General features: G+C 69.9%; 12 protein-coding genes. 8 read left to right on the top strand and 4 right to left on the bottom strand.

Annotation, left to right across the window (positions count from 1 at the left end; translation table 11 throughout):
- Window positions 1–172 precede the first annotated feature (172 nt).
- The gene (locus ACFWHT_RS13490) at window positions 173–994 is read left to right on the top strand and encodes a class I SAM-dependent methyltransferase (RefSeq protein ID WP_378829352.1); all 822 of its coding nucleotides are present in this window, start codon (window positions 173–175) and stop codon (window positions 992–994) included.
- A gap of 50 nt (window positions 995–1,044) precedes the next feature.
- Here ACFWHT_RS13490 and ACFWHT_RS13485 read toward each other — a convergent pair whose 3' ends face one another.
- The 4 genes from ACFWHT_RS13485 to ACFWHT_RS13470 all read right to left on the bottom strand — a co-directional run bounded on the left by ACFWHT_RS13485 (window position 1,045) and on the right by ACFWHT_RS13470 (window position 4,177).
- Window positions 1,045–1,977 carry a hypothetical protein gene (locus ACFWHT_RS13485; RefSeq protein WP_378829350.1) on the bottom strand — a complete coding sequence of 311 codons (933 nt, stop codon included), beginning with the start codon at window positions 1,975–1,977 and terminating at the stop codon, window positions 1,045–1,047.
- Between the two features lie 64 nt (window positions 1,978–2,041).
- Window positions 2,042–3,136 carry a YgfZ/GcvT domain-containing protein gene (locus ACFWHT_RS13480; protein ID WP_378829348.1) on the bottom strand — a complete coding sequence of 365 codons (1,095 nt, stop codon included), beginning with the start codon at window positions 3,134–3,136 and terminating at the stop codon, window positions 2,042–2,044.
- Window position 3,137: 1 nt separating this feature from the next.
- Window positions 3,138–3,740, bottom strand: a complete 603-nt coding sequence (locus ACFWHT_RS13475; RefSeq protein ID WP_378829346.1) for an FABP family protein — start codon at window positions 3,738–3,740, stop codon at window positions 3,138–3,140.
- A gap of 143 nt (window positions 3,741–3,883) precedes the next feature.
- Window positions 3,884–4,177: a hypothetical protein gene (locus ACFWHT_RS13470; protein WP_378829345.1), complete on the bottom strand. Its 294-nt coding sequence runs from the start codon at window positions 4,175–4,177 to the stop codon at window positions 3,884–3,886.
- A 70-nt stretch (window positions 4,178–4,247) separates the two neighbouring features.
- Here ACFWHT_RS13470 and ACFWHT_RS13465 point away from each other — a divergent pair, with 70 nt between their 5' ends.
- The 7 genes from ACFWHT_RS13465 to pstB all read left to right on the top strand — a co-directional run bounded on the left by ACFWHT_RS13465 (window position 4,248) and on the right by pstB (window position 12,265).
- Complete coding sequence (locus ACFWHT_RS13465) at window positions 4,248–4,925, top strand: DNA-binding response regulator (RefSeq protein ID WP_378829344.1); 678 nt, start codon at window positions 4,248–4,250, stop codon at window positions 4,923–4,925.
- A gap of 40 nt (window positions 4,926–4,965) precedes the next feature.
- A complete protein-coding gene (locus tag ACFWHT_RS13460; protein WP_378829342.1) occupies window positions 4,966–7,131 on the top strand; it encodes an RNA degradosome polyphosphate kinase in 2,166 nt (721 codons plus the stop codon).
- A complete protein-coding gene (locus tag ACFWHT_RS13455) occupies window positions 7,128–8,066 on the top strand; it encodes an NUDIX domain-containing protein (RefSeq protein WP_378829340.1) in 939 nt (312 codons plus the stop codon). Before ACFWHT_RS13460 ends, ACFWHT_RS13455 begins: the two co-directional genes overlap by 4 nt.
- A 133-nt stretch (window positions 8,067–8,199) precedes the next feature.
- Window positions 8,200–9,300: a phosphate ABC transporter substrate-binding protein PstS gene (locus ACFWHT_RS13450; protein ID WP_378829338.1), complete on the top strand. Its 1,101-nt coding sequence runs from the start codon at window positions 8,200–8,202 to the stop codon at window positions 9,298–9,300.
- A 95-nt stretch (window positions 9,301–9,395) separates the two neighbouring features.
- On the top strand, window positions 9,396–10,373 hold the full coding sequence (gene pstC, locus ACFWHT_RS13445) for a phosphate ABC transporter permease subunit PstC (protein WP_378829336.1): 978 nt from the start codon (window positions 9,396–9,398) through the stop codon (window positions 10,371–10,373).
- A gap of 1 nt (window position 10,374) precedes the next feature.
- Entirely contained in the window at window positions 10,375–11,457 is a 1,083-nt protein-coding gene (pstA, locus tag ACFWHT_RS13440; RefSeq protein ID WP_378829334.1) for a phosphate ABC transporter permease PstA, read from the top strand.
- Window positions 11,458–11,485: 28 nt separating this feature from the next.
- The gene (gene pstB, locus ACFWHT_RS13435) at window positions 11,486–12,265 is read left to right on the top strand and encodes a phosphate ABC transporter ATP-binding protein PstB (RefSeq protein WP_378829332.1); all 780 of its coding nucleotides are present in this window, start codon (window positions 11,486–11,488) and stop codon (window positions 12,263–12,265) included.
- Window positions 12,266–12,273: the final 8 nt, after the last annotated feature.

The raw sequence follows: 12,273 nt of genomic DNA, 5'->3' as shown, positions 1-12,273 counted from the left end.
CCTAGCTTTCGGATGATGCGGGGCGGGCTCCGTGACCTTGTCTTCGTTCGCAGAGCGGGTGCCCCTCCCGCTGCGCGCGTCCCTCCCCGATGCTCACTCCGACAAGGTCACTCCGCCCTCACGCCTCTGACGGGGGACCCGAGCGACCTGGAAGAAGGGGAAGAATAGGGGGATGGCCTCTCCTGTCGGACAACCCACCCGGGGGACGACGGGGACGAACCGGCTGAGGCGGAACGACCGGTGGATCACCGCATCCGACGCCTTTCTGAAGGCGGGGGATCCGCTGGTCGTCGATCTCGGGTACGGGGCGAGCGGTGTCACCGCGTTCGAGCTCGCGCAGCGGCTGCGGCAGAAGAGGGCGGATGCCGAGGTGATCGGCCTCGAACTCGATCCCGCCCGCGTGCAGACCGCCCGCGCGCAGCTGGAGGACGTGCGCGCAGGGCGAACGGCGTTCGCCGCCGACCTGCCCGTATCGTTCGGCCGGGGCGGCTTCGAGGTGCCGCTGCCGGGAGGCCGGCGACCGGCCGTCATCCGCGCCATGAACGTGCTGCGCCAGTACGACGAGGGCGATGTGGCGGATGCCTGGAACCGCGTGGCCTCGCGACTGGCGCCGGAAGGGATGCTGTTCGAGGGCACGTGCGACGAGATCGGCCGCGTCACCAGCTGGATCCATGTGGCCTCCGACGGCCTTCCGGTCTCCTTCACGATCTCCCTGCGCCTGGCCGGACTCGAACGCCCGGGTGTCGTCGCCGAGCGTCTGCCGAAGGCTCTGATCCACCGCAATGTGCCCGGGGAGCGCATCCACGACCTGCTGACCGCGCTCGAGGGAGAATGGGACCGCGCCGCGTCGCTCTCGGCCTTCGGACCCGTGCAGCGCTGGCTCGCCGCCGTATCCGCTCTCAAAGCGCAGGGCGTCGCCGTGCAGGGAGACCGCCGTCGATGGCGTCTGGGCGAGCTCACCGTCCCCTGGTCCGCCGTCGCCCCGCGCCGCTGATCGCCGCCTCCATCGCCCTGAGGACGACATCGCGCTGACGTCGCGCCGGGTCAGCTCCAGCGCTGCTGGAGCCACTCCATGCCCGCGACCCCCTCGCGATGCTGGAACGCGCGCAGAGTGGGCATCCCGGGCGGTGGGGGCAGCTGCGCCTTCACGAAGAAGTGACCGGTGACGGCCGCGAGCACGGAGTCGATCGCGGCCGCGGGCACGCCCTCGAACAACCCGTGCCGCCGCAGCACGGCCTCGACGTCGACGTCCTCCCCGCGCACCCTCACGTCGAGCAGGTAGAACAGACCGTCCAGCCAGTGGGCCCCCGACGCGGCCCACGGCCAGTCGATGATCCATGCCTCCCCGTCAGCATCCACCAGCACATTGTCGGCGCGTCCGTCGAAGTGCTGCAGATGTTCGCCGGCCACCACGTCACAGACCTTCTCGCCCGCTCGGCGCAGCCGATCACGGTTCACGCCGGCCCAGTCGGGCACTTGCACAGCATCCGCGGCGATCACCCGCCAGCTGTCCTGATCGGCGACGAACTCGTCGGCCGCCCTCGGCAGCGACGCCCGTGCTTCCCCCGTGAGCCGCGGAAGAGTTGCGAAGGCATCGAGCACGGCCTCGACGTCGGAGCCGTCGCCGGCCTGGCCGGGGTGGCGTCCTTCGATGTCCTGGAGCACCAGGACCGCCCAGTCATCGGAGATCACGGATCCGAGCAGTGCCGGCGCGCTCACACCGGTGGGAAGCAGGCGCATCACCTCGATCTCTCGGAGATGCAGGTCGTAGGCCCCCTCGTTGTGGTCTCGATGCACGGCCTTCACGAACGCCCGAAGTCCGCCCGCAGTGACCACGCGATCCGCGCTTCCCGGTGAGAAGCCCTCCGTCTGGCTCGTCGCCGAGACCACGGCTCCGTCCAGGATCCCCTCGATCCGCTTCACCAGCCCGGACGGCAGATCGGTCCATTGCCTCCGGGTCTTGACCGCGTCCATCATCCGATGACCCTACCCGCTCCCGTCCCCTGCCGTCGCGCTCCTGAGCGCGGAACGACGCGGATGATCAGCGGGCGCCGCGCGGATCTTCGCCGAGCGGGCGACGGGACAGGCGCGTCAGCCGGGGGACGTCGGCGGTGGCGCCGGCATCCGCCGGCACGATGACCTGCTGCGCGGCCGCGATCTCGACGTCCTGCGAGCGGACGATCAGCTCGCCCACCGGTGCGCGACGGGAGAGGATCGCCAGGGCGATCGGACCATCCTCGTAGTGGATCGCCGACGAGGTGATGCGCCCCACCTCGACGTCGCCCGCCAGCACCGGGTCGCCGTGCGCCGGCAGCACGACGTCGCTGCCATCGAGGAGCAGCGCCGCGAGGCGGCGGGGCGGATGTCCGAGGTTGTGCACCTTGGCGACCGTCTCCTGTCCGCGGTAGCAGCCCTTGTCCAGGTGCACGGCGCTGCGGATCCAGTCCGGCTCATGCGGGATCGTGCGTTCGTCGACCTCGGTCGCCCAGCGCGGTCGCCAGGCGGCGACGCGCAGCGCCTCCGCCGCGAGCGCCCCGGCGAACGGGCCGGCCAGCGTCGCAGGGTCGTCGATCACGGCGACGCTCCACGCGAATCCGGCGCCGGGATGATCGTCCACCTGCGCGTACTGATGCCCGCCGGGCTGCACTCGCTGCCACGGGTCGCGCCAGACCAGCGGCACTCCGTTCGGGGCGGATGCCGCGATGCGGCCCTCGGCCTCGCCACCCGCGAAGAATCCTGCGAGCGCCGCGTCCGTGCGCACGGTGACCACGACGCGCGAGCGGAACACCATGCGCTTCAGCCAGGCGGCGAGCGCTTCCGCGTCACCGGCATCGGCGATCAGCCACGCCGCGGCGCCGTCGTCGAGCACACCGGCCGCGTGCTCCACCCGGCCCTGCGGGTCGAGCACCAGGAGCTCGGTGCTCTCGCCGGCCCTGAGCCGCCCGAGGGACTGCGAGGTGATCGAGTCGAGCCAGCTGAGCCTGTCCTCCCCCGCCACCTCGATGAGCGTGCGATCGGAGAGCGGTACGATCGCGCTGCCTGCGGCGAGCGCGCGCTGCTCGGTCATCGGGTTCCCGAAGTGCGTGATCAGGTCGCCGTCGCGCACGGCGCCGGGCAGAGCGTCGAAGGATGCCATGTCACACCTTCGCGAGCCGGGCCGACGCGTGCGACTTCAGCGGCTCGCCGAAGGCGGCGATGTCCCACGCCCACAGCAGATGGCCGTCGACGAGTCCGTACATGCGCGATGCCGCCGTGTACGGCTTGGCGCCGGCGGGGCGCACGACGGCATCCGTGGCGATGTCGATGCGCGGGCCGGCGATGCGGCCCAGGTACAGCTCGAGCGTGCCGTCGGCGTGCGACACCGACACCTCGATGGGGAATCCGTCGGCCGTGCGCAGGGCCTCCACGTCGTCGACCGTGCGCGCGGCACCCCGCACGAGCGGCGGCAGCAGCGCCGGGCCGGGATCGGCCTCGGTTCGGGGGCGGGCGAGCCGCCAGAAACCGGTCTCGGCGAGCAGCGGTACCGGCACGTCGGTGCCGTCCTCGCCCAGGAACGATGCGGTCGCGGCGTAGTTCAGGAACGGACCGCCGTCATGGCTGAAGCTCACCCGGTGCGAGAACTCGCCCTGGTGCCGGTGCTCCCCGGCTGTGTACTCGACGACGCCGGTGCCCTCCCACACGCCCAGCAGCCAGGACAGCGGCGCCAGGTCGGCGGGGAGGTCCGAGGGCAGCTCGATCACGACGGACGTCGGATCAGCGCTGACCGCGGAAGAGGTTGACGAGCACGGCACCGGCGACGAAGGCGATCGCGAGGCTCGCCAGTCCCAGCAGGCCGAGGAAGAAGATTTCGAGCGCGACGGGATCCATGACCACCACTCTAGTCCTACAGTGCGGCGGCCAGCGCGGAGAGTCCGAACGCCGCCGAGACGAGCCCCATCACGATCAGAGCACCCGCCACGCTGCCCGCCACGCGCACGATGAAACCCTGTGCGCGGCCGTAGCCGAGCTGCACCGCGAAGGCGAGCAGGATGACGCCGCCGAACGCGATCAGCAGCCCCGTGACCCGGTCGCCTTCGGGGAGCACGAGCCCGAGCACCACCGCGACGATCAGCGACGCGGCCCACACGGCGACGACCCCGTGGAACGCGTTGCGCGGCGCGAGGGCTGGTTCTACCATGTGGCCATCGTACTCGCCGGACCGGCCCCGGGCGCCGACCGGCGCCCCGGCGGCCAACTAACATGGTCGCGTGGCCCTGCTGCTCGCGCTCAGCCCCGCTCCCGACGCGGAGTCGCTGCTTCCCGCGCTCGGGCTGCTCTCGCACAGCATCCGCCGGCATCCGCTCGATCCGGGCCACCTGGTGTCGCTACCCGAGGCGGACGCCCTGCTCGTCGACGCGCGCACCGACCTCGTGGCCGCCCGCACCGCGTGCCGCCTGCTGCGCACCGCCGGCACCGAGACCCCCGTGATCCTCATCGTGACCGAGGGCGGACTCAGCGCGGTCGCGGCCGACTGGGGATTCGGCGACGTGATCCTCACCACGGCCGGACCGGCCGAGATCGACGCCCGTCTGCGCCTGGCCATGTCCCGAACGGGCGACGACGAGCCGGCACGGGTGCAGGCGTCGGGCATCACGATCGACGAGCAGTCCTACTCGGCGCGGCTGCACGGGCGCCCGCTGGATCTCACGTACAAGGAGTTCCAGCTGCTGCACTTCCTCGCCACGCACCCGTCGCGGGTGTTCACCCGCGAGCAGCTGCTCAGCGACGTGTGGGGCTACGACTACTTCGGCGGCACGCGCACCGTGGATGTGCACGTGCGGCGCCTGCGCGCCAAGCTCGGCGAGGCCGAGCAGATCATCGGCACCGTGCGCAACGTCGGCTACCGTTTCAATCTCCAGGACGACGATCACCGGGCGGTCGACTGAGTTCACCCGCCGGACACCGCCGGATGCGAGGATGTACCCCATGATCGAACGCGCACTTGTCGACGCAGGCCTCGGGGACGCCGAAGACGATGACTTCGACGCGCATGAGCTGCCGGATGCCGAGCTGCCCGACCACCGCTATCTCGATCGCGAGCTGAGCTGGCTGGCCTTCAACCAGCGGGTGCTGGAGCTGGCCGAGGACTCCAGCCTGCCCGAGCTGGAGCGCGCGAACTTCCTGGCGATCTTCGCCAGCAACCTCGATGAGTTCTTCATGGTCCGCGTCGCCGGCCTCAAGCGCCGCATCCTCACGGGGCTGGCCGTGCCGACCAACGTGGGCCGAGCGCCCACGGACGTGCTCGCCGACATCTCCGCCGAGGCGCATGCGCTGCAGCTGCGGCATGCGGATGCGTGGACGAGCCAGGTGAGGCCGGCGCTGGCGGATGCCGGCATCGAGATCACCGACTGGGCCGATCTGACCGACGCCGAGCGGGGCGCGCTCGGCGAGTACTTCCAGGCGCAGGTCTTCCCGGTGCTCATGCCGCTGGCCGTCGATCCCGCGCATCCCTTCCCCTACATCTCCGGGCTCTCCCTGAACCTCGCCATCCGCATCCGCAACGCCCGCACGGGCCGGCAGGACTTCGCGCGGTTGAAGGTGCCGCCCATGCTCCCGCGCTTCGTGGAGGTGCCCGGCACCGGGGAGATCACGCGCTTCATCCGCCTCGAGGAGCTCATCGCCAACCACCTCGACGACCTCTTCCCGGGCATGGAGGTGCTGGATCACCATGCGTTCCGCCTCACCCGCAACGAGGACGTGGAGATCGAGGAGGACGAGAGCGAGAACCTGATCCAGGCGCTCGAGGCAGAGCTGCTGCGCCGCCGGTTCGGGCCGCCGATCCGCCTCGAGATCACCGACGACATGGATGATCTCACGCTCGAGCTGCTGCTCAAAGAGCTCGACATCACCGGCCAGGAGGTCTACCGCCTCCCCGGTCCCCTCGACCTGCGCGGCCTGTTCGACCTGGGCCGCGTGGACCGGCCCGACCTGCGCTACCCGCCGCACCTGCCCACCACGGCGGTGGCGTTCCAGCCGGGCGACAGCAACGAACGCGCCGACATCTTCAAGGCCATCGGCCGGGCCGACGTGCTGGTGCACCACCCGTACGAGTCCTTCGCGACGAGCGTGCAGGCGTTCCTGGAGCAGGCCGCGCGGGATCCGCACGTGCTCGCCATCAAGCAGACCCTGTACCGCACCTCGGGCGACAGCCCGATCGTGCAGGCCCTGATCGACGCCGCAGAGGCCGGCAAGCAGGTGCTGGCGCTCGTGGAGGTGAAGGCCCGCTTCGACGAGGCGAACAACATCGTCTGGGCTCGAAAGCTCGAGAAGGCCGGCGTGCACGTGGTCTACGGCCTGGTGGGACTCAAGACGCACTGCAAGCTCGCCCTCGTGATCCGCGAGGAGGACGGCGTGCTGCGCCACTACTCGCACGTGGGCACGGGTAACTACAACCCCAAGACCAGCCGCATCTACGAGGATTTCGGCCTGTTCACCGCCGACCCGCAGATCGGCAAGGACCTCACCCGCCTTTTCAACGAGCTGTCCGGCTACGCGATCGAGAAGAAGTTCAAACGGCTCCTGGTCGCACCGCTGCACCTGCGCAAGGGCCTGCTGCGACACATCGACAACGAGCGCAAGAACGCCGTCGCCGGGCGCCCCGCGCACATCCGCATCAAGGTCAACTCCATGGTGGACGAGGAGATCATCGACGCGCTCTACCGCGCCAGCATGGCCGGGGTGAGAGTCGAGGTGTGGGTACGAGGCATCTGCAGTCTGCGCGTGGACCTGCCGGGCGTCAGCGACAACATCACCGTCCGCAGCATCCTGGGCCGCTACCTCGAGCACTCGCGGATCTTCTCGTTCGACAACGACGGGAGCCCGATCGTCTACATCGGCAGCGCCGACATGATGCACCGCAACCTCGACCGTCGCGTCGAGGCGCTGGTGCGCCTGTCGGAGGCGACGCACATCCAGGAGCTGCACGACCTGTTCGATCTGGCCATGGATCCCGGCACGAACTCCTGGCACCTCCAGCAGGGCGGCGCGTGGGTGCGCGCCGAGGGCTCGGACGACCATCCGCTCGTGGACCTGCAGGATCGCACGATGTCGAACGTGCAGCGACGCCGCCGCCGCAAGCGACAGGTCCGATGACCGACACCGCCGTCTTCGCCGCGGGCGCCGTCGTCTGGCGTCTGGTCGAGGGCAAGCTGCGGGTGCTGCTCATCCACCGCACCAAGTACCGCGATGTCACGCTGCCCAAGGGGAAGGTCGATCCCGGGGAGATGCTGGCCGAGACGGCCGTGCGTGAGGTGCACGAGGAGACGGGCATCCGCGTCGCGCTGGGCGTGCCGATCGGCGTGAGCCGGTACTGGATGCGCCCGAAGCGGCAGAAGGTCGTGCACTACTGGGCCGCGGAGGCCACGGATGCCGCGATCCGGGCATCCGCCTTCGTTCCCAACAGCGAGATCTCCGGCGTCGAGTGGGTCAGCCTGAAGAAGGCCCGCGCACGGCTGAGCTATCCGGTCGATGTCGAGATCCTCGACTGCTTCGCCGGTCTCGTCGACGACGGGGTGCTGCGCACCTTCCCCGTCATCGCGCTGCGCCACGCCAAGGCCGTCGGGCGCCGCGACTGGGACGGGCCGGATGCCGCCCGTCCGCTGACGGACCGCGGCCTGCGCCAGGCCGAGGCGCTCGTCGCCCCGCTGCGCGCGTTCGGCGTGCGGCGCATCGTGACCAGTGACGCGACGCGGTGCCTGCAGACGATCACGCCGCTGGAGCGCGCACTGGGCCGCAGCTCCCGCGTCACGGCGAAGCTGAGCCAGGACGCCTGGGACGACGGCACCGCCGACATCCGGTCGGTGATCGGCCGCCGAGTGCGCGTGCGCCGGCCCGCCGTGGTGTGCAGCCACCGCCCCCTGCTCCCCACGATCCTGTCGGAACTGGCGCTGGCCACCGGCACCGTGCACGGATCGTACGTCGACAGCGCCAGCGCGCTCGACGCCGCGGCGTTCTCGGTGGTCCACCTGTCGGCGACGAATCCCGGCTCGGGGATCATCTCGATCGAGACGCACGCACCGCGGTTCTGACCCGGCACCACGTTCTCCAACCGCTGTTCACCTTCCGTTCACCCGCGGGGGAGAGTCTCGTTAACCGGCCCTCCTAACGTCGCTGTGTGCCCTGCACCGGGCAGCACACATTCCCCGATCGAACGGACCCACAGTGAAGATCTCCCGCATCGCTCGTATCAGCGCCGTCGGCGCTGTCGCCGCCCTCGCACTCGCCGGCTGCGCCGCGAACGAAGCCCCCGCTGACAACGGGAACACCGACTCCCCGGCATCCACGCTGGAGGGCACGCTCAAGGCCACCGGCGCCTCCTCGCAGGGCTCGGCCCAGGAGGCCTGGGTCGCGGCGTTCCAGACCGCCAACACCGGCGTCACCATCAACTACGAGCCCACCGGATCCGGCACCGGCCGCGAGAACTTCATCGCCGGCGCCAGCGACTTCATCGGCTCGGACCGCGCGTTCAAGCTCGACGAGTTCGCCGACGGCTTCGAGGTCTGCGCCTCGGACGCCATCGTCGAGGTGCCGCTGTACATCTCGCCCGTCGCCGTGGCGTTCAACCTCGAGGGCGTGGACGAGCTCAACCTCGACGCGAAGACCATCGCGGGCATCTTCGCCGGAACCATCACGAAGTGGAACGACCCGGCGATCGCCGACCAGAACGCGGGCGTCGCGCTGCCCGACCTGGCGATCTCGCCGGTGCACCGCTCCGACCCCTCGGGCACGCAGGAGACCTTCACCAAGTACCTCAGCGCCACCGCCGGAGACGTCTGGACCTACGAGGCCGCTGACGTGTGGCCGATCAACGGCGGCGAGGCCGCACAGGGCACCTCGGGCGTCGTGCAGGCGATCAAGGCGGGCAACGGCGCGATCGGCTTCGCGGACGCCTCGCAGACCGCCGACCTCGGCCAGGTCAAGGTCGGCGTCGCGGGCGAGTACGTCGCCTACTCCGCCGACGCCGCTGCGGCGCTCGTGGAGAACTCGCCGCTGGAGGAGGGCCGCGGCGCCGGCGACCTCGTCTTCGCCGTCGACCCGGCCGCCGCTCCCGCCGGCTCGTACCCGATCGCCCTGGTCAGTTACCTGATCGGCTGCGAGGAGTACAAGGACGCGGCCGTGGCGCCCGTCGTCAAGGCGTACTTCGAGTACGTCGCGAGCGAGGACGGACAGAACGCCGCAGCCGACAACGCCGGCAGCGCGCCGATCTCGGCGGGTCTGCGCGACAAGGTGCTCGCCGCCATCGACACGATCAAGGTCGGCTGACATCCCGACCGCCTGACTGTGGTGCCCCCGCGTCCGATCCGGCGCGGGGGCACCACCACTCACCCCGCAACCCGAAACCGGAGATCATGAGCTCGATGACCACGACGGCGCCGCCCGAGACCCACGCGCCCCGCGACTCGCGTCCTGCGCCGATCAAGGCCAGGCAGCGACTGGGCGACCGGCTCTTCTCCGGTTCCGCACTCGGCGCCGGGATCATCATCCTCGTCGTCCTCGCCGCGGTGGCCACGTTCCTCGTGGCGCAGAGCCTGCCGGCGTTCTCGCCCGACACCACCGACAATCACATCCTCGAGGGCCGCTCCTTCTGGGAGTACGTCGGGCCGCTCGCCTTCGGAACCGTCTGGGCATCGCTCATCGCCCTCGTGATCGCCACGCCGATCTCGATCGGCATCGCCCTGTTCATCTCGCACTACGCGCCCCGCCGCCTCGCCGGGGTGCTCGGGTACATCATCGACCTGCTCGCCGCCGTGCCGTCCGTGGTCTTCGGTCTCTGGGGCGGCCTTGTGCTCGCCCCGCTGATGCAGCCGATCTACGCCTGGCTGAACGCGAACGCGAACTGGATCCCGCTCTTCGGCGGTCAGGTGTCCTCGACCGGCAAGACCATCATGACCGCCTCACTCGTGCTGGCGGTCATGGTCATCCCCATCATGACCGCGATCTGCCGCGAGGTGTTCCTGCAGACGCCGAAGCTGCATGAAGAGGCGGCGCTCGCCCTCGGCGCGACCCGCTGGGAGATGGTGCGCATGGCCGTGCTGCCCTTCGCCCGCGGCGGGATGGTCTCGGCCGTCATGCTCGCACTCGGCCGCGCGCTCGGCGAGACCATGGCCGTGACCATGGTGCTCTCCCCCGCAGCGGTCTACAGCTTCCTCGTGCTCACGGCCACCAACCCGACGCCCATCCCCGCGAACATCGCTCTCGCGTTCCCCGAGGCGCACGGCACGGGCGTGAACACCCTGATCGCCACCGGTCTGATCCTGTTCATCGTGACCTTCGCGGTCAACGCACTGGCGCGCTGGATCGTCGCGCGCCGCGCCGAGTTCTCTGGAGCGAACTGACATGACCACGCTCACCGCTGCCGCACCGGCTGCGTCACTGACCTCGGGCCGGCTGGCCCGCTGGGCGCCGTGGGCTCTGCTCGGCGCATCCCTGGCCGTGTCGTTCATCGTCTTCGGCCTGGCGTCGACCGGCGGGGACATCGCCGACTTCAACATCGCCGGGGCCGTCTTCTCCGGCGTCGTGCTCTACATGGTGCTCATCACCGTGATCTCCTCCATCGCCGAGAGCCGCCGCAACGCGGTGGATCGCCTGATGACCGCGCTCGTCGCCACCGCCTTCACCGTCGCGCTGCTGCCGCTGGTGTCCCTGCTGTGGACGGTGGTCGCCAACGGCATCGGCCGCTTCGACGCGGAGTTCTTCAGCTACTCCATGCGAAACGTGGTCGGCGAGGGCGGCGGCATCGTGCACGCCGTCTGGGGAACCGTGCTGATCACACTCATGGCTGCCGTCATCGCGGTGCCCGTCGGTCTGATGACCTCCATCTACCTCGTCGAGTACGGCCGCGGCCGTGTCGCCAAGGGCATCACGTTCTTCGTCGACGTGATGACGGGCATCCCCTCGATCGTGGCCGGTCTGTTCATCTACTCGGTCTTCGCGCTGCTGGTGCGGCCGGGGATCTCGATGGGCTTCATGGGCGCGCTCGCGCTGGCGGTGCTCATGGTGCCGGTGGTGGTGCGCGGCAGCGAGGAACTGCTGCGCATCGTGCCCAACGAACTGCGCGAGGCGTCGTACGCGCTGGGCGTGCCGAAGTGGCTGACGATCCTGAAGGTCGTCCTGCCCACCTCGATCGCCGGCATCACGACCTCGGTGATGCTCGCCATCGCCCGCGTCATCGGCGAGACCGCTCCCCTGCTGCTCACGGCCGGCTTCACCGCCAGCCTGAACACGAACCTGTTCAGCGGCCAGATGATGACCCTGCCGGTGTTCGCCTACAACTCCTACATGAACCAGGGCACCAGCGCCGACGCCTCGGTGGCCCGCGCCTGGGCGGCCGCGCTCACCCTGATCCTGATCGTCATGCTGCTGAACCTGCTCGCGCGCCTGATCGCCAAGTGGTTCGCCCCGAAGACCGCCGGCCGCTGAGCCGCATCCGACCCGAAGGAATCCCGACATGTCCAAGAGCATCGAAGTCAACGACCTGAACGTCTACTACGGCGACTTCCTCGCCGTCGAGGGCGTCTCCCTCGAGATCCAGCCGCGCAGCGTGACCGCCTTCATCGGTCCGTCGGGGTGCGGCAAGTCCACCTTCCTGCGCACGCTGAACCGCATGCACGAGGTGATCCCGGGTGCCCGCGTGGAAGGCGAGGTGCTGCTGGACGGCAAGGACCTCTACGCTCCCGGCGTCGATCCCGTCCTGGTGCGCCGTCAGGTGGGCATGGTCTTCCAGCGCCCGAACCCGTTCCCGACGATGTCGATCAAGGAGAACGTGCTGGCGGGCGTGAAGCTCAACAACGGACGGATGTCCAAGAGCGATCAGGATGCGCTGGTCGAGAAGTCCCTGGTGGGGGCGAACCTCTGGAACGAGGTCAAGGACCGGCTCGACAAGCCCGGCTCGGGTCTGTCCGGCGGTCAGCAGCAGCGCCTGTGCATCGCCCGCGCCATCGCCGTCTCACCCGAGGTGCTGCTGATGGACGAGCCGTGCTCCGCCCTGGATCCGATCTCGACCTTCGCGATCGAGGAGCTCATCCAGGATCTCAAGAACGAGTACACCATCGTCATCGTGACCCACAACATGCAGCAGGCGAGCCGCGTCAGCGACAAGACCGCCTTCTTCAACATCGCGGGCACGGGCAAGCCGGGCAACCTCATCGAGTTCGACGACACCGCGACGATCTTCACCACTCCGTCCGTGCAGGCGACCGAGGACTACGTCTCCGGCCGCTTCGGCTGACCGGCTCG

The sequence above is a fragment of the Microbacterium sp. NPDC058342 genome (assembly GCF_042723935.1).
Lineage (GTDB): Bacteria > Actinomycetota > Actinomycetes > Actinomycetales > Microbacteriaceae > Microbacterium.
Note: the sequence above shows the minus strand (reverse complement) of the source record. Positions and strands in the feature narration are given on the sequence as shown.

What these genes read in the sequence shown, in the direction of transcription:
- ACFWHT_RS13470 (WP_378829345.1), bottom strand. Translation starts at nt 4,177, where the DNA reads ATGGTAGAACCAGCCCTCGCGCCGCGCAACGCGTTCCACGGGGTCGTC.
- ACFWHT_RS13485 (WP_378829350.1), bottom strand. Translation starts at nt 1,977, where the DNA reads ATGATGGACGCGGTCAAGACCCGGAGGCAATGGACCGATCTGCCGTCC.
- pstC (WP_378829336.1), top strand. Translation starts at nt 9,396, where the DNA reads ATGACCACGACGGCGCCGCCCGAGACCCACGCGCCCCGCGACTCGCGT.
- ACFWHT_RS13460 (WP_378829342.1), top strand. Translation starts at nt 4,966, where the DNA reads ATGATCGAACGCGCACTTGTCGACGCAGGCCTCGGGGACGCCGAAGAC.
- ACFWHT_RS13480 (WP_378829348.1), bottom strand. Translation starts at nt 3,136, where the DNA reads ATGGCATCCTTCGACGCTCTGCCCGGCGCCGTGCGCGACGGCGACCTG.
- ACFWHT_RS13490 (WP_378829352.1), top strand. Translation starts at nt 173, where the DNA reads ATGGCCTCTCCTGTCGGACAACCCACCCGGGGGACGACGGGGACGAAC.
- pstB (WP_378829332.1), top strand. Translation starts at nt 11,486, where the DNA reads ATGTCCAAGAGCATCGAAGTCAACGACCTGAACGTCTACTACGGCGAC.
- pstA (WP_378829334.1), top strand. Translation starts at nt 10,375, where the DNA reads ATGACCACGCTCACCGCTGCCGCACCGGCTGCGTCACTGACCTCGGGC.
- ACFWHT_RS13455 (WP_378829340.1), top strand. Translation starts at nt 7,128, where the DNA reads ATGACCGACACCGCCGTCTTCGCCGCGGGCGCCGTCGTCTGGCGTCTG.